This is a genomic window from Pseudomonas sp. PI1, from assembly GCF_000812405.1.
Taxonomy (GTDB): Bacteria; Pseudomonadota; Gammaproteobacteria; order Pseudomonadales; family Pseudomonadaceae; genus Pseudomonas; species Pseudomonas citronellolis.
Map to the genome: position 1 here is coordinate 116,668 of NZ_JWMC01000098.1, position 15,450 is coordinate 132,117.

A 15,450-nucleotide genomic window follows, 5' to 3' on the forward strand; every position below is an offset into this window, starting at 1 on the left:
CGCTACTGCGAAAAAGCGGCAAAGGCAGGCGCAGAGGCCTGCCGTCCATGCAAATTGAAGGGATGATAAATGAAGGAGCAGAGCGCAGGTGAAAGAGATCCACGCGCTCGTCGGACACGAGCATTGCCGCTAATCAAACAGCAGCCGACTACCCCTTGCTGGTGTCGAATCCGCGCAGGCGACTCCCGTAGGACTTCGTAGCAGCCTTGCACAGGTAGCTTGCACGGCGGAACAACTCCGGCAGTTCATCCAGCTTGCCGTCGGGGACGTTCTGGTAGATTCGATACGTGGCATTGTCCGTGATATGTACCAGCCCATCGACCTGATCGACCGAAAGCTGCAAGGCACTGGCCCAAGCTTCCTGCAGACGCGCAACGAGATTTCGCCTCGTAGATTGCACCCTACCCGGCCTGTGATAGGCATCGCGATTGAGCAGGAATACCAGATGGTAGTGCGGCCTTCCCCCCATCCCAACCTCCCTTGCCCAGGCATAGCGCACCCTGCAATCCCGAGCATCCTTCTTTTCTTCACGTAGCTGACTGCGGTGGTATTCGATCTTGGCGCTGAATGACGCAATAAACCTGCTGATGACCTTGTTGGCGTCAGCGTATTCAGAGGGATCGATATCCCTCGGCAGGTTTAGGTCCACCCTGAATGCCATGACCCTCGGATACTGAGTGAGCGCCCGCTGGATAACCCGCAGGAGACGAGATAGATACTCCTCAACGAATGGCCCCTTGTCGATCATCAGGGGTAGGCCACGGTACGTCGGCTGGCGATACAGATGGAGGTTGGTGTTGCCGGGATGACGAAGCAGGTGGTGACTGGCTGTATCGAGCTGGTGAAGCATGGTTATGACTCCTGGTTGAGGTTCATACACATGTTTCATCTGTGGATTTTTCTACCGATACCCCGTACTGGTACCTGTCCCCTCTCGGCTGGGCAACCTGGGGTCAGTGCTTGCAGCTCATGCCTCAGCAACCCTGCGAACCCTACTCGATAGCTCAGACAGTGCTCACACGGTGTCAGATAGCCAGAACCCTACGGGTAGGAAGAGCAAGTAAAAGCATAATACCCGTGCCGCAATTGACGCTCTCGGCTACGCCGTGATCGCGGGATGTTTTCTCACGGCCACACCGCGAATTTCTCCAGGGTGCCTACTCCGGTAATAAACCATCGAGCAACGGCCCTGACACACGCCATCAATCCAACCTCCGACTCCCAACGAACCGAGCAATGAGGAGCAGGTATTGCTCAGTTCGCTAGAGGCTCCCCACAGAGGACATACCGCCCCACACGGCATAAGCGCCATGACCAGCCGTAGCCAGCCATGGCGCAGATGGTCAGTTCTAGCTGGCGACACTCAGGTGACCGGTTGAGCGCACCGCAGCCCCCTGCTCCGCAAGGTCACGCTCTTCGATCCTTGCCAGGATCCAGTCATGCACCTCGCTATCTACCCAGCCGACGCAGCGGTCGCCCAGTGATACCGGCTTCGGGAAGGTGCCTTCCTTGATGTATTTGTAGATGGTCGACCGGGCCAAGCCGGTCGAGTCGATAACTTCTTTCAATCGAATGATCCTCATGAACGGGCTCCTCGTATTCGTTCAGAGGATCTGCAGGGGCGGTAAGAAATAACTCGAAGGGTCGGGCACCTACTCGGTTAGCAAGCCAAACTCATAGCGGTTCCACACATCCAGGTCAGCCTCGCTGTCGAACTCACGAAGAAATCCGCCAGGGACATCTTTGTACACAATGCAGCCTTTCTGATTCTCGGGAGCCGGGTAGACGATCAGGGAAACGATCATCAAGCTATCATTCCCCTCTTCTGACTCCGGCGCTGGTATCAGTCTAACCAACTGGGGCTGGTACCCCGGCCACGCCTTGCCATTGAGCTTCTGCTTCAAGCGCTCGGACCAGTCGAACGCAACCTCAAAAAAGTGATCGAGCACTTTGGGCCAGTAATAGCCAGCCTCGTTCTGCTCCGGCTTCCCGACCTTCAGTTGCGCTAACTCTCGACCGATCATGCCCGCCAGCGATGCAGGAACTTCGCCGTACCTTTCGCCCGGCCCTCCCCAGGTCAGGGAAAGCAGATGCGACGTGTACCTGGCCAGCTTGTGATAAAGGACATCCAGCGCAGCAGGCCCCAGAGAGAGAAGAGCCCCTGCTACATCAAACGGCAGCCTGTTGGTCAACCTTTCGTTGCGGGATAGTCCATCTTCTGCATAAACCAACAAGGCGCGGCGGAGGCTCTGCTCACCTAGCTGCGGGTGGTCGAGGCTCAGGTAGTAGGTACTGGGAACTCTGGCCCCAACGAAGAAGCCATTGGATACGCCCGGTACATGACCACGTATGAAGCCCAGGCTGACTAGTCGCCTCACCTGATGTTTGAGCGCAATCGGACTCAGGCCCGTCATAGCACGAAGCTTCGCCTCCCCCACCCCGGCCACAACCCCGCACTGATCGGCAAAGGTTAAAAGGGCAGCCAAAAGCACTCTCGTGGCTGCCCCCAGGCGTCCACTGGCCCCAGGTGCTGCCGGCCGCCCGTCCTTGCGTACCTGTTTGCGCGCAACCTTTTCGCTCCCGGTATCTGTTTCAGGCCGAGGTCCCTCGGCATAAATCTCCGGCTCACTAAAGAGACGCAGGACCAGGTCCCGATGAGTAAGCGAACTACCTCTTGGCTGGGCAAGCAGATCGAGGAGGTATTGCGACGCCTCATATTCCTGCCCCGGGCGACCCACCTTGTCAGCCTGTTTTTTGGCCACCAACAGCCCAGCTTCGGCTAACTCCCGCACTGCGTCTCTGACCAACCTATCCGTCAAGCAGAGGAGTCTCGCAACCGGTTTGACCTTGAACGAGGCGGTCAAGAGTGCCTGCTCTCGGCATATCAGGGCTTGCAGGAAAAACCTAGACTCTGCACCAACCTCTAGGTCTTCATAAAAAACTAGAAGACTAGCCATTTTATCCACCTAAAACTTAACATTTAGATCACGTTTTATACCCTATAAAATCAGTTTATCAATTTCATGTAACGTATCTGTTAACGAATCTTGTAATAGCGCTGATAACATGACTGCTAACACTTACAAAATTCTGATCAACAGACCTACCATCAGGCCCTGTAACACCCGCCAGTGGTGGGGCGAGTGATCGCACTCTGAATAAGGCGACAGAGAAGGAAACTCGAAAATGAGCGAGGCCGAAGCAGCACCAGGCTGGCTGAACGAGAAGGACAGAGGAGAGTGGCAATGGGCTGCAAGTTACCTATCGAGCCGGTGCTCTCCGTCGCTTCAAGGCAAGATCAGCTTCCTTGCCGACAGTGGATTCAGCCATCTGATCAGATCGATCCATGCCCTCGAATCCGAGGCTGAAGGTGTAAAGCTCATCGAGCGATTGAGAAATGCCGTCAGACAAAGGCGGTATCGATTAGCCAAAGGCGGCAGAAAGACCTGCTCCTTCACGCTCCCGCTCGAAACCAAGACCACACTCAAGAGCCTCGCCAAAGGGCACAAAACAACTGAAACAGCGCTGATTCAGCGCTTGATCGAAGTCGCCGCCCAGGCAGCCGCAGAACAGAAAGAGGGGATGCGTCGCGACGCTCAAATGGCCAAAGTCACACGCAATGCGCGCAAGCTTACGCAGGAGCTGGACAAAGTTCGGATTGATGAGACCAGAAAGCAGCTGCACCACTGCATGAAGCAGCTCGCGCGGTGGGAAACCTTTCTAAAAGAAGAACTGCCAGAGCTATCCCACGAAGACGAAGCAGCCGCAACAACTCTTGCAGAACGCCGAATGCGTGTAGCCCAAGAGGCCATCGATGCCGCCGTAGCCAAGCATGAGATGCTGAGCCCGAGGTCAGTCTGAGCGATTTTCGAGCCTGACACCTAAATGCCAAGCCATGGATCTTCTCAGCGCCCCGACATCCTGAGTTCAAATCCAGCCGCCCGGTATTCCAAATGGTATTCCAGACAAATATCAAACCGAGTTTTTCTCATATTTTTCATAAAGATAGACTATCGTTTCAGATTACCCCGGCCCACCAAACAGACAGATCAGGCACTTGGCGACTCACGCAAGTGCCTTTTTTGTGCCTGCGATTCCTGCTCTGGCTGGTCCGTCGACGACATTTCGTCCAACAAGGCCTTGGCTTTGGCCTCAACGCGGGCCTGAGCTTGCTGCGACATCTTAGCCTTGAGCTCAGAAAACTTTCTGGCCATCAGAACCTCCTTCCACACCACTTCCTGACAGACGCCGATTAGCGCTGCTTGCTAATCAACACTTTCACTTGGCCGGCAAACCTTGTCGTTGAAGCGTTCGGCGTTCAGCCGTCCCAAATCGACCAAGCGAATGCCAGCGATAGTCCGGCTCGGCAACACCCCAGCCTCGATCCACTCGGCTACCACCTCATCAGGCAAAACACACATCCCACCAAAGGCTTCGATGGTGCACAGGTCGAGATTCAGGTCTGGTTGGTTCATAGCACTCCCCCTTGTGGGCGTTCTTCCATCTCCATGGCTTTTTGCTGCACTATTCGGGCGTGATTCAGCGGCGCCGGGCTCCTCAACCCAGAAGGCTTACCTCACCCGTTTTGTAATATACGAAAAGTACAGAGGTATTTGTATATTACAAATGTAAAATACCATTTCACATGGATTCGATAGACGACCGAGTGAGAGCGCTTGTCGACAGGACAGGCCTGGACGAACTGGTGAAGCGCACCGAGATCAGCGGCACCCGCTGGCGAACGGTCCGCTACGACAAGCGAACCCGCATCAGCACCCAGGAAGTGGAAGCGCTGGTGCGTTTGTATCCGCAGTACGCGCTTTGGTTGGCAAGCGGGCAGGTGGCGCCTGAGGTTGGGCAGACGAGGCCGGATGGTGATGGATTTAAACAAGGTACTTGAGTTATGCAACCTTGCGACAATTGAAGGGGTGAAGGTAGAAAAAATAAATCTGCCTCCTTTTCCCAACCAAACTCAAGCACAGGGATGGCAATGTTAAATTATAAATTCTCAGCCTCTACCAACATCACAAGCCAGGGGATCAGAAAGCACTTTAAAAAAATAGAGCCTTGGCAACCTATATTTGAACTAGCCTGGAACGGTTTCGATGCCAGAGCAGATCAGGTCAGTATTAATTTCACTCTAACCGAGGCCGATGGATTAGAGTACGTTGCCGTCCTAGACACTGGGACTGGAATTGACTTCCGGGATACCGAGAACAGCTTTGGGAAATTCAATGACTCGTCAAAGGTAGGTAGAGTCAGCCTCCATGGCTCCCATGGAAGAGGTCGACTCGCTTTTCATGTTTTATGTAGCGAGGCGCGCTGGTTCACTCGGACTGAACAGGGCGAGGATGCTGTTATCATCGTCAATTCAGCAAACCTTGCACACTATGATGTACAGGGACTTCCGAAAGAGCAGCAGCACGCAGCCTTGTCCACTGCGCAACACGGAACGTGTGTAGAACTTCGAAACTTCACTAAGAACATTCCTGACGAGCCTGAATTAGAGAAGCTACTGTCCATTGAGTTTGGCTGGTATCTAGCACTAAACAAAGACAAGCAGCTACTTTTAAACGGCAACTCAATTCAGATTCCTCAACACGAACTCAGCGAACATGAAATAAAAATCTCCGACCAAACATTCACAGTCAAAATAATTCGTTGGATTGACAAACCTAGTTCGGAGAAATCGTACACTTATTTAATGGCTGAGAGCGGAGCAACCATTCACAAAGAGCTAAGCAGCCTAAACAACAAGCCCAACTTCTTCACAAGCGTCTATTTAATTTCTAGTTGGGCAAATGAATTTGAGGAGAGTCCAGAGGGGCTCTTAACCAGCTCATTCGACCCCAACTGCAAAGCCTGGAGATCACTTCAAAGAGAACTCAACGCAATAACACAGAAAATATATGATGATTTCCTGAAAAAATTTGTTGACACCCAAATTGATAAATTTGAGGAAGAAGGTGTATTCCCTGACTACTCCGCATTAACTGCGGAAGAAGCTCGCTGGCGAAACTCTAAGGTCCGAAGTACCGTAAAGAGCATATATCTAGCCGATCCATCCGTATTTAACACGCTCCAGAAGAAGCAGAAGAAGATACTAATCCGCCTAATAGATAGGCTTCTAGTCTCAAATGAGAACGATGCCCTTCTTGATATTCTAGAAAGCACCCTCGATCTAGATAAAAACTCGACCGAGACACTCGCTAGGCAACTAAAGTCCATCAAACTCGAAAACATCATATCAACCATTGAAATAATACATAAGCGACAAATAGCCATTTACCAAATGCGCGAGATAATGAACAAGCATTATCTTGAAGTCTTAGAAACACCAGATCTTCAAAAAATAATTGAAAACAATACTTGGCTCTTTGGCCCAGCCTACGAAATCCTAGGGGCTGAGGAGGAAACATTTACCAACCTATCTAAAGAATTGCGCAACAAGGTTAAGGGGATAAACTCCATCAACGAAGAAGATCTCGATGAGGAGGACTCCAGTGAACTCTCAACGTCACAAAGACAGCCCGACCTGTTCTTGGCGCGAAAAATCCCGGCTCTAGATTCTTACGGGAAGCACTATTACAGATGCGTGATTATTGAAATTAAAAGACCGAGCATATCTCTTAACGTCAAACATTTACGGCAGCTTGATGACTATGCGGGAATTATCAAGAAATTTTCAGAGTTCACCAGCGGCTATATGACTGTTGAGCTAATACTTGTTGGTAGAAAAATATCTGATCAAGACTCTGAGATTGATAGCCGATTAGGCAATCACATCCATAAAGGCGACATGGGACTTGTCTCCGATGACCCGAGAATGAGAAGGTACGTCAAAAATTGGTATACCATACTTGACGAGTTCGAACTAAAAAACAACTATCTCTTAGAAAAACTAAAAACAGAAAGAGCAGCACTCGAGATTGAAAATCACAGCAAAGGCGAACTCATAGAGCAACTTCAAACCGGAGAAAGCATAGCAACCGTTTGAAAAGGTGGCGAAGAGGGAATAGATTTATTTTCTATACTCCCCCGATCCAATTAATCAGCTTTATATTAGGAACAACCATCACTTCTTATCCATCAATACAACCTAGGGCAGCTAAATGGAAATTGAAAGCCTGCAACGACTAACTCCGAATTTCTTTCTCTACACAGCGATATTTGTATTTTCATTCTTAGCTCCGGGCTTTCTCTTCTGGCACATACACAATCCATCCCTCTTCTTAGAGCTCGACATCTTAAAACTAGCAGCTCTTTCACTGGCAATAACCGCTCCGACCTTTATCGTACCGTTCTTTATAACCTCCATGATTTACAGACTACTAAAACATACTATTCCTGATCAAATACATGGCTACGGCGAACAAGTCGACTGGTATGTCCGACACGGCTGGAGCAACTCATTCAACATGTACGCAATGCTAGCCCTCTTCTACCTTTTCAATGCAAACGGGAAAACCATTCTCGCAACCATACTAGGAGTCATAGTAGTTAACGTTACCTTCGAGTTTATATTAATGATCAGATTCGTAACACGACCAGACGATACTGCCACTCGACTTTCACTTCGAGAAGACACAGACCTCCGACAGTGATAAAGCGAAAAAGAACTAGTTTATTTTCTATACCCCAATCTTTTCCGCCTTCCGTGCCATTCCCGAACGAAGTATCCAGATCGATACCAAGCCGCTAACAAACCCCACTAAAGGTTTCTCCGCGAAGGCCGCCATGTCGGGTATCCATCACGATCCGGAGCCTTCCGATGTCCAGCATCTCGTCCGTCAGCAACATGAATCTCCGCTTCACCACATCCTCAAGTTCATCCACCGCTACCTCGTCGACGAGTGACGACGGCAACACCACCTCTAGTGCAACGAGCACCTCCCAAACCAGTACGAGCGGTTCGGCGCAAGGTGCTGGCGGGGCCGGTGGCGCGAGTGGCGCCGGGGAAAGCGGCAGCAGTTCCAGCAGCACCTCGGACAGCACACTGGAGAAGCTCAAGGAAGCCGTGGAACAGGCGCAAAAGGAGCTGCAGGAAGCCGAACAGGAACTTGCCAAGGTCAGCCAGAGCGGCGGCAACCAGACCGAGGAGGAGAAGCAGGCCCGCCAGATGCAGGAGCAAGCAGCCCGGGCGCGGGTTGCGACTGCCAGCGCTGCGGTGGCGACGGCCTATGCGGCGTACTCCGAGGCGCTGACGGACTCCGGCAGCAGCACCAGCGGGACCGGGGTGAATACCACGGTTTGAAAGCGAAAAAGGGGGAGTATTCCCTTATGGCACAGCCTAGGGCAGCGACACCGCCGCCAGCTCTGGCATAATCCCCCCATTCAGCCGATGGACTCGGCGCTCGCTTTCATCAACGACACGGAGGTCGCCATGCGCGCCATCAAAACCGTTCTATTCCACCTGCTCTACACCTTCCGCGGCCTGGTACGGCTGGTCTGCAAGCTCCTTTCCGGGCTGTTCCTGTTCGGCTTCATCTTCGGCCTGTTCGCCATCGCCGACCGCGACGGCATGGTTGGCGGCACCTTGAGCATGCTGGTGTTCTGCGTAGGTTTCGGTGCGCTGGCGTTCTACTACGACGTGCTGCTGCTCAAGCTGAAGCCCGAAGGCATCGACCTGGTGCTGCTGCAGTAAGTGCTGCGCCGCTTCCGGAAGCCCTCGCCTCGTCGGGGGCTTTTTGTTGCCGGGCCTGTAATTACACACTGTGCTCCATCCCTCCCCCGCCACGAGGCAAGGCCATGGAAGTGCTCTGCGTTCTCATCCTGCTTTCGACGAGCTACTGGTATTTCAAGACCGCGCCTGCCGGCACCCCGATGGCCTTGCAGCTGATTTCGTCTGCCCATGGGGCGTGCGCGCTGTTGCTGTTTTCGCTCGCGCTCGTCATCGGGTTCGGCGGTTAGCATCGGGAGGTGAATGGGCAACTGTTCGCCTGGCTGCAGTTGCTCCCCCTGGCCCTGATAGCCTCGTCCTTCTGGTCGTTCCGCGGCCCCAGGGCGCTTCATTGGCTGCAGTTGCTCAACGTCCCGGCCACGCTGTGGTTGGCGCTGATCGGCAGCATGCTGGTCAGCGGGAAATGGCTTTAGGCATAGCCACCGGCCTCAACGCATCCGCTTCACCACCTCCATCAACTGCCCGCGCAGCCACTGGTTCCCGGCCTCGCCATCGGCGTGCCGTGACCAGTAGAGGTTCAGCGTCACCGGCGGCAGTTCCAGGGGCATTGGCAGCAGGCGGTTGCCCAGGCCGCGGTTGAGCAGTTCGGCGTAGTGCCTGGCCATGGTCAGCAGGCAATCGCTTTGCGACACCAGCAGCGCGGCCGACAGGTAGTGTTGGCAATGCTGGCGCACCTGGCGGGTCAGGCCCAGTTGGCCGAGCGCCAAGTCTTCTATGCAGATGCCGCGGCGTCGCGAGGTGACGGCGACGTGTTCGGCGGCCAGGTAGCGCTCTGCCGTCAGTTCGCCGGCGAAGGCCGGGCCGGCCATCACGCACAGGTCGTCGCGCCACAGTTGCCGGTGGCGCAGGGTGGCGTCGGTGGGGCGGGCGATTTCGATGGCGAAGTCGATGCGGCCGGCGGCCAGTTCCTGTTTCAGTTCCGCCCAGTGCACGCTGCTGCTGCGCACGCTGGTCTGCGGGGCGACGCGCTGCAGGTGGTCGAGAATGCTCGGCAGCACCACCGGCTCCAGTTGTTCGGGCATGTTCAGGTGGAAGGTGCGCGGGTCGCGCTGCGGGTCGAAGTCCTGGCGGCGGATCACGCTGCGGCGCAGGCCGTTGAGGGCATGCTGGATGTCCGGCGCCAGTTGCTCGGCCAGCGGTGTCGGCGCCACGCCGCGGCCGTGGCGGACGAACAGCGGGTCGCCGATCTGCTCGCGCAGGCGCGCCAGGGCGTGGCTGACCGCCGACTGGCTCAGGTGCAGGACGTCCGCCGCGCGGGTCAGGTTGCGCTCGCGGTAGACCACCTCGAAGACGCGGAACAGGTTCAGGTCCAGACGACCGAGCGTCGACCATTCATGTGCTTGATTCATGCCGATCACCCTCTATCCCCAGCCGCTCCAGCCTAGCAGCGATCCCTACCGGAATAATCATGCATAGCGTTCATGGATATCGATGAATAGGCGTCAGTTCTTTCGCTCTCCCCGGCTTTTTAAGATGCAGCGCAACAAGAACGACAAGAGTGCCCGCCATGAACGAAGCCCGTTACCTCCAGGCGCTGCATCGCCTCCAGGCCGCCGCCTGGCCAGCCGGCACGCCGCGCGAGCCGCACTACCCGCATGGGCAGCAGCCGCTTGGCGAATACCTGCGCAGCTGGGCGCGCCTGAAGCCGGAGGCGCCCGCGCTGGACTTCTATGGCCACAGCCTGGCCTGGGCCGAGCTGGACCGCCTGGCCGACCGCTGTGCCGCGTTGCTGGCCGAGCTGGGCGTGCGCCCCGGCGAGCGCGTCGCCGTGTTCCTGCCCAATTGCCCGCAGTTGCACGTCGCCTTCTACGGAATCCTGCGCGCGGGGGCGGTGTACGTGCCGGTCAGCCCGTTGTCGAAGGCGCTGGAGCTGGGCTACCAGCTCAACGACAGCGGCGCCGAAACCCTGCTGTGCTTCGACCAGTTGCTGCCGGTCGTGCGCCAGGTGCGCGGTGAAACGCCGTTGCGCCGGCTGCTGGCCACCAGCCTCAGCGAGCTGTGCCCGGCCACGCCCAGCCTGCCGCCGCCCGACATGCTGCTGGCGCCGAAACTGGCCGGGGACGACTTCATCGACTTCCTCCCGGCCCTGGAGGCCTGCCGGGGGCCGGTGCCGCAGCACCAGGCGCGGCTCGACGAGGTAGCGGCGCTCAACTACACCGGCGGCACCACCGGCCTGCCCAAGGGCTGCGTGCATACCCACGGCGACATGCTCTACACCTGCGCCAGCTACCTGTCGGTGGCGAACCGGCTGGAGCAGGACAGCGTACTGCTGAACTTCCTGCCGGAATTCTGGATCGCCGGGGAAAACGGCGGCCTGCTGTTCCCGGTGTTCGCCGGCTGCCGCCTGGTGCTGCTGGCGCGCTGGGACGCCGAGGCCTTCATGGCCGCCGTGCAGCGCTACCGCGTCAGCCACTGCACCCTGCTGGTCGACAGCGCCGCCGAGGTGCTGGAGCACCCGCGGGTCGGCGAATATGACTTCTCCTCGCTGCGGGTGTCGGGCGCCATCTCCTTCATCAAGAAGCTGACGCCCAGCTACCGCCGGCGCTGGCGCGAGCTGACCGGCACCACGCTGGTGGAAACCAGCTTCGGCATGACCGAAACCCATACCTGCGACACCTTCATCGTCGGCTTCCAGCAGGACGATTTCGACCTCAACAGCGCGCCGACCTTCGTCGGCCTGCCGGTGCCGGGCACCGACTTCAAGGTCTGCGATTTCGAGACCGGCGAGTTGCTGCCCCTGGGCGCGGAAGGCGAGTTGTGCATTCGCAGCCCGTCGCTGCTCAAGGGCTACTGGAACCGCCCCGAGGCCAGCGCCGAGGTGCTGCGCGACGGCTGGCTGCATACCGGCGACCTCGGCCAGATCACCGAGCTGGGCTTCATCCGCTACCTCGGCCGGCGCAAGGAAATGATCAAGGTGAACGGCATGAGCGTGTTCCCCAGCGAGCTGGAGGCGCTGCTCGGCCAGCACCCGGCGGTGCTCGCCAGCGCGGTGCTGGCCCGCCCCGACGCGCGCCGCGGCCAGCAGCCGGTGGCCTTCGTCGTGCTCAAGCCGGGCGCCGGCGAAAGCGCCGAGAGCCTGCTCGCCTGGTGCCGCGAGGCCATGGCCGTCTACAAGGTGCCGGAGGTCCGCGTGGTCGCAAGCCTGCCGATGACCGCCACCGGCAAGATCAAGAAGAACGAACTGGAGCCTCTGCTGTGACCCCGCCCTTCGCCAAGCTGCTGATCGCCAACCGTGGCGAAATCGCCATCCGCATCGCCCAGGCCTGCGCCGACCTGGGCATCCGCAGCGTCGCGGTGTTCGCCGAGGACGACGCCGCCAGCCTGCACACGCGCAAGGCGGACCTGGCCGTGCCGCTCAGGGGGCGCGGCGTGCCCGCCTACCTGGACATGGAGCAGCTGATCGCCATCGCCCGCGAGCAGGGCTGCGACGCGGTGCACCCGGGCTACGGCTTCCTCGCCGAGAACCCCGGGTTCGCCCGCCGTTGCCAGGCCGCCGGGCTGACCTTCGTCGGACCGGCGGCCGAGGTGCTGGAGCTGTTCGGCGACAAGGCCGCCGCCCGCGCCCTGGCCGAGCGCTGCGGCGCCCCGCTGGTGGCCGGCCTGAACCAAGCCATCGAGCTGGCCGAGGCGCAGGCATTCGCCGCGCAATACGGCGCGGTGATGCTCAAGGCCCTGGCCGGCGGTGGTGGCCGGGGGGTGCGCGCCGTGCGCGATCCGGCGGAATTGGCCGAGGCCTACGCCCGCTGCCAGTCCGAGGCGCAGGCCGCCTTTGGCAATGGTGCGCTGTACGTGGAGCAGTTGCTGGAGCAGGCCCGGCACATCGAGATTCAGGTGCTCGGCGACGGCACGGGCGCCGTCAGCCACCTGTGGGAGCGCGACTGCAGCCTGCAGCGCCGCCACCAGAAGCTGGTGGAAATCGCCCCCAGCCCCGGCCTGGACGCGGGCCTGCGCGAGGCCATCATCGCCTGCGCCCTGCGCCTGGCCGGCGCGGTGAACTACCGCGGCCTGGGCACCTTCGAATTCCTGGTGGCCGACGGGCGCTTCTACTTCATGGAGGCCAACCCGCGGATCCAGGTGGAGCACACGGTCACCGAGCAGGTCACCGGCGTCGACCTGCTGCACACCCAGCTGCGCCTGGCCGCCGGCTCCACGCTCGGCGAACTCCAGCTGGACCGGCCGCCCGCCGTGCAGGGTTGCGCCATACAGCTGCGGCTGAACCTGGAAACGCTCCAGGCCGACGGCAGCGCGCGGCCGGCCGCCGGCGTGCTGAGCGCCTACCAGCCGCCGTCCGGCCCCGGCCTGCGGGTGGACGGCTACGGTTACGCCGGCTATGCGGTCAGCCCGGCCTACGACTCGCTGCTGGCCAAGCTGATCGCCAGCGCCGGCGACTATCCCAGTGCCCTGCGCCGTGCCTACCGCGCGCTCTGCGAGTTCCGCCTGGAAGGCGTGGCGAGCAACCTGCACCTGCTGCAGAACCTGCTGCAACGCGAGGAGGTCGCCGCCAACCAGGTCGACACCCGCTTCGTCGAGCGTCACCTGGGCGAACTGCTCAGCGCGCGCGGCGAGAGCCACCCGCACCGCTATTTCAGCGGAGCCGGCAGCGTGGCCGAAACCCGGCGCCAGAACGTCGATGCGCCGCCCGGCACCATCGCCCTGAACGCGCCGAGCACCGGGGTGGTGGTGGCCCTGGCGGTCGCGGAGGGCGACAGCGTGGCCGCCGGCCAGACCGTCGCCGTGCTGGAGGCGATGAAGATGGAGTTCGAGGTCAAAGCCAGCAGCGGCGGCATCGTCCGCTTGCTGGCGGCGGCCCCAGGCGATGCGCTGGCCGAGGACCAGCCGCTGCTGTTCCTCGAACCGGCGGAAGTCGAGGGCGGAGCGGTGCTGAGCGAGCAGGCTATCGACCTCGCCCACATCCGCGCCGACCTGGCCGAGGTCAGGGAACGCCACGAATGCCTGAGCGACGCGCGCCGCCCCGCGGCGGTGGCCAAGCGGCGCAGGACCGGCCAGCGCACCGCCCGGGAGAACCTGGCGGACCTGCTGGACGAAGGCAGCTTCAGCGAATACGGCGCCATGGCCCTGGCCGCGCAGCGCCGGCGCCGCTCCACCGAGGAACTGCTGGAGCTGAGCCCGGCCGACGGCCTGGTGGCCGGCATCGGCACCGTGGGCGCCGCGCGGTTCGGCGAGCAGGCGGCGCGCTGCATGGCCATCGCCTACGACTACACGGTGTTCGCCGGCACCCAGGGGGTGATGAACCACAAGAAGACCGACCGCCTGCTCGCGTTGGCAGCACAGTGGCGCCTGCCGGTGGTGCTGTTCGCCGAGGGCGGCGGCGGCCGTCCGGGGGATACCGATTTCGTCGGCGTGGCCGGGCTGGACTGCCACACCTTCGTCAGCTTCGCGAAGCTCTCGGGGCGGGTGCCGACCGTCGGCGTCGTGTCCGGCCGCTGCTTCGCCGGCAACGCCGCCCTGCTCGGCTGCTGCGAGGTGATCATCGCCACCCGCAACGCCAGCATCGGCATGGCCGGCCCGGCGATGATCGAGGGCGGCGGCCTGGGCAGCTACACGCCGGAAGAGGTCGGCCCGACCAACGTGCAGGGCCCCAACGGGGTGATCGACGTGCTGGTGGAGGACGAGGCCGAGGCGGTGCGGGTGGCCAAGCAGTACCTGGCGTACTTCCAGGGCGAGACGGGCGACTGGCAATGCGCCGACCCGCGCGAGCTGCGCCATGTGATCCCGGAAAACCGCCTGCGCGTCTACGACATCCGCCGGGTGATCGAGCTGCTCGCCGACCGGGGCAGCGTGCTGGAGCTGCGCCGCCAGTTCGCCCCCGGGCTGGTCACCGCGCTGGTGCGCATCGAGGGCAAGCCGTTCGGCCTGCTCGCCAACAACCCCGCGCACCTGGGCGGCGCCATCGACGCGGTGGCCGGCGACAAGGCCGCGCGCTTCATGCAGCTGTGCCAGGCGCGCGGCCTGCCGATCGTCTCGCTGTGCGACACCCCCGGCTTCATGGTCGGCCCCGAGGCGGAAAAGCAGGGCACGGTGCGCCACGTCTCGCGCATGTTCGTCACCGCCGCCAGCCTCAGCGTGCCCTTCTTCACGGTGGTGCTGCGCAAGGGCTACGGCCTGGGCGCCCAGGCGATGGCCGCCGGCAGCTTCCACGCGCCGCTGTTCACCGCCGCCTGGCCCAGCGGCGAGTTCGGCGCCATGGGCCTGGAGGGCGCGGTGCGGCTGGGCTTCGCCAAGGAACTCGGCGCGCAGCCGGACGAAGCCGCGCGCCAGGCGCTGTTCGACAAGCTGGTGGCCAAGGCCTACGAGAGCGGCAAGGCGCTGAACATGGCGAGCTACCTGGAGATCGACGCGGTGATCGACCCGGCGGATACCCGCGCCTGGCTGCTGCGCGGCCTCAACGCGGCTTCCGGCGTTGCACCCGCGGACACCGGAGGGCGGTCGTTCATCGATACCTGGTGACGGCGGCAGCTGGGCGAAATCGCGCCAGTGGTTCCGGTTATCGAGGACAAGGGCACGGCCTCTCGTAGGATGGCGTTGAGCGAAGCGATACCCATCGCCACGGCAGCATGGGTTTCGCAAGCTCAACCCATCCTACGAAGAGCACCTCGGCGCAGCCTGCAAGACCGCGCTCTACGACGCCGTCGTAGGATGGCGTTGAGCGAAGCGATACCCATCGCCACGGCAGCATGGGTTTCGCAAGCTCAACCCATCCTACGAAGAGCACCTCAGCGCAGCCTGCAAGACCGCGCTCTACGACGCTG

Annotated in this window: 16 protein-coding genes; 10 read left to right on the plus strand and 6 right to left on the minus strand. The window is 60.0% G+C overall.

Annotated features, from left to right (window positions below; all coding sequences use genetic code 11):
* Window positions 1–148: 148 nt before the first annotated feature.
* The 3 genes from RN02_RS28690 to RN02_RS28700 all read right to left on the minus strand — a co-directional run bounded on the left by RN02_RS28690 (window position 149) and on the right by RN02_RS28700 (window position 2,864).
* On the minus strand, window positions 149–850 hold the full coding sequence (locus RN02_RS28690) for an inovirus Gp2 family protein (protein ID WP_043318619.1): 702 nt from the start codon (window positions 848–850) through the stop codon (window positions 149–151).
* Between the two features lie 499 nt (window positions 851–1,349).
* Window positions 1,350–1,583 carry a helix-turn-helix transcriptional regulator gene (locus RN02_RS28695; RefSeq protein ID WP_043318621.1) on the minus strand — a complete coding sequence of 78 codons (234 nt, stop codon included), beginning with the start codon at window positions 1,581–1,583 and terminating at the stop codon, window positions 1,350–1,352.
* 69 nt (window positions 1,584–1,652) lie between these two features.
* Window positions 1,653–2,864, minus strand: coding sequence for a hypothetical protein (locus RN02_RS28700; RefSeq protein ID WP_175405520.1), 1,212 nt, complete (start codon window positions 2,862–2,864; stop codon window positions 1,653–1,655).
* 322 nt (window positions 2,865–3,186) lie between these two features.
* Between RN02_RS28700 and RN02_RS28705 the strand changes: the two genes are divergently transcribed.
* Window positions 3,187–3,861 (plus strand): hypothetical protein, encoded by a 675-nt coding sequence (locus tag RN02_RS28705; protein ID WP_043318625.1) that lies wholly within the window; start codon window positions 3,187–3,189, stop codon window positions 3,859–3,861.
* Between the two features lie 188 nt (window positions 3,862–4,049).
* Here the strand turns inward: RN02_RS28705 and RN02_RS34395 are convergent, their stop codons facing one another.
* Together RN02_RS34395 and RN02_RS28710 are read right to left on the minus strand one after the other, a co-directional pair.
* Window positions 4,050–4,214, minus strand: coding sequence for a hypothetical protein (locus RN02_RS34395; protein WP_236695234.1), 165 nt, complete (start codon window positions 4,212–4,214; stop codon window positions 4,050–4,052).
* Window positions 4,215–4,265: 51 nt separating this feature from the next.
* Window positions 4,266–4,475 carry a hypothetical protein gene (locus RN02_RS28710; protein ID WP_043318627.1) on the minus strand — a complete coding sequence of 70 codons (210 nt, stop codon included), beginning with the start codon at window positions 4,473–4,475 and terminating at the stop codon, window positions 4,266–4,268.
* A gap of 170 nt (window positions 4,476–4,645) precedes the next feature.
* On the opposite strand from RN02_RS28710, the gene RN02_RS28715 reads away from it, so the two are divergent.
* The 7 genes from RN02_RS28715 (at window position 4,646) to RN02_RS33800 (ending at window position 9,093) form a co-directional block, all read left to right on the plus strand.
* Entirely contained in the window at window positions 4,646–4,900 is a 255-nt protein-coding gene (locus tag RN02_RS28715; protein WP_043318629.1) for a hypothetical protein, read from the plus strand.
* Window positions 4,901–4,990: 90 nt separating this feature from the next.
* Window positions 4,991–6,997, plus strand: a complete 2,007-nt coding sequence (locus tag RN02_RS32910; protein ID WP_152623831.1) for an ATP-binding protein — start codon at window positions 4,991–4,993, stop codon at window positions 6,995–6,997.
* 115 nt (window positions 6,998–7,112) lie between these two features.
* Entirely contained in the window at window positions 7,113–7,604 is a 492-nt protein-coding gene (locus RN02_RS33580; RefSeq protein ID WP_152623832.1) for a hypothetical protein, read from the plus strand.
* Window positions 7,605–7,771: 167 nt separating this feature from the next.
* Window positions 7,772–8,254 (plus strand): hypothetical protein, encoded by a 483-nt coding sequence (locus RN02_RS33585; protein ID WP_043318631.1) that lies wholly within the window; start codon window positions 7,772–7,774, stop codon window positions 8,252–8,254.
* Window positions 8,255–8,383: 129 nt separating this feature from the next.
* Window positions 8,384–8,644: a hypothetical protein gene (locus tag RN02_RS28725; RefSeq protein ID WP_009613102.1), complete on the plus strand. Its 261-nt coding sequence runs from the start codon at window positions 8,384–8,386 to the stop codon at window positions 8,642–8,644.
* A 104-nt stretch (window positions 8,645–8,748) separates the two neighbouring features.
* Complete coding sequence (locus RN02_RS33795; protein WP_161796272.1) at window positions 8,749–8,910, plus strand: hypothetical protein; 162 nt, start codon at window positions 8,749–8,751, stop codon at window positions 8,908–8,910.
* A 9-nt stretch (window positions 8,911–8,919) separates the two neighbouring features.
* Window positions 8,920–9,093: a hypothetical protein gene (locus RN02_RS33800; RefSeq protein ID WP_161796273.1), complete on the plus strand. Its 174-nt coding sequence runs from the start codon at window positions 8,920–8,922 to the stop codon at window positions 9,091–9,093.
* Window positions 9,094–9,108: 15 nt separating this feature from the next.
* Here RN02_RS33800 and RN02_RS28730 read toward each other — a convergent pair whose 3' ends face one another.
* Window positions 9,109–10,029 carry a LysR family transcriptional regulator gene (locus RN02_RS28730; RefSeq protein ID WP_043318633.1) on the minus strand — a complete coding sequence of 307 codons (921 nt, stop codon included), beginning with the start codon at window positions 10,027–10,029 and terminating at the stop codon, window positions 9,109–9,111.
* 158 nt (window positions 10,030–10,187) lie between these two features.
* Between RN02_RS28730 and RN02_RS28735 the strand changes: the two genes are divergently transcribed.
* Both RN02_RS28735 and RN02_RS28740 read left to right on the plus strand, forming a co-directional pair.
* Window positions 10,188–11,879: an AMP-binding protein gene (locus RN02_RS28735; RefSeq protein ID WP_043318635.1), complete on the plus strand. Its 1,692-nt coding sequence runs from the start codon at window positions 10,188–10,190 to the stop codon at window positions 11,877–11,879.
* Window positions 11,876–15,148: a carboxyl transferase domain-containing protein gene (locus RN02_RS28740; protein WP_043318636.1), complete on the plus strand. Its 3,273-nt coding sequence runs from the start codon at window positions 11,876–11,878 to the stop codon at window positions 15,146–15,148. Before RN02_RS28735 ends, RN02_RS28740 begins: the two co-directional genes overlap by 4 nt.
* Window positions 15,149–15,450: the final 302 nt, after the last annotated feature.

Bases quoted from the DNA above. Each gene is read 5' to 3' on its own strand.
- RN02_RS28690 (WP_043318619.1), bottom strand. From the start codon at position 850: ATGCTTCACCAGCTCGATACAGCCAGTCACCACCTGCTTCGTCATCCC.
- RN02_RS28695 (WP_043318621.1), bottom strand. From the start codon at position 1,583: ATGAGGATCATTCGATTGAAAGAAGTTATCGACTCGACCGGCTTGGCC.
- RN02_RS28710 (WP_043318627.1), bottom strand. From the start codon at position 4,475: ATGAACCAACCAGACCTGAATCTCGACCTGTGCACCATCGAAGCCTTT.
- RN02_RS33580 (WP_152623832.1), top strand. From the start codon at position 7,113: ATGGAAATTGAAAGCCTGCAACGACTAACTCCGAATTTCTTTCTCTAC.
- RN02_RS32910 (WP_152623831.1), top strand. From the start codon at position 4,991: ATGTTAAATTATAAATTCTCAGCCTCTACCAACATCACAAGCCAGGGG.
- RN02_RS28725 (WP_009613102.1), top strand. From the start codon at position 8,384: ATGCGCGCCATCAAAACCGTTCTATTCCACCTGCTCTACACCTTCCGC.
- RN02_RS28735 (WP_043318635.1), top strand. From the start codon at position 10,188: ATGAACGAAGCCCGTTACCTCCAGGCGCTGCATCGCCTCCAGGCCGCC.
- RN02_RS33795 (WP_161796272.1), top strand. From the start codon at position 8,749: ATGGAAGTGCTCTGCGTTCTCATCCTGCTTTCGACGAGCTACTGGTAT.
- RN02_RS34395 (WP_236695234.1), bottom strand. From the start codon at position 4,214: ATGGCCAGAAAGTTTTCTGAGCTCAAGGCTAAGATGTCGCAGCAAGCT.
- RN02_RS28730 (WP_043318633.1), bottom strand. From the start codon at position 10,029: ATGAATCAAGCACATGAATGGTCGACGCTCGGTCGTCTGGACCTGAAC.
- RN02_RS28715 (WP_043318629.1), top strand. From the start codon at position 4,646: ATGGATTCGATAGACGACCGAGTGAGAGCGCTTGTCGACAGGACAGGC.
- RN02_RS33585 (WP_043318631.1), top strand. From the start codon at position 7,772: ATGTCCAGCATCTCGTCCGTCAGCAACATGAATCTCCGCTTCACCACA.
- RN02_RS28705 (WP_043318625.1), top strand. From the start codon at position 3,187: ATGAGCGAGGCCGAAGCAGCACCAGGCTGGCTGAACGAGAAGGACAGA.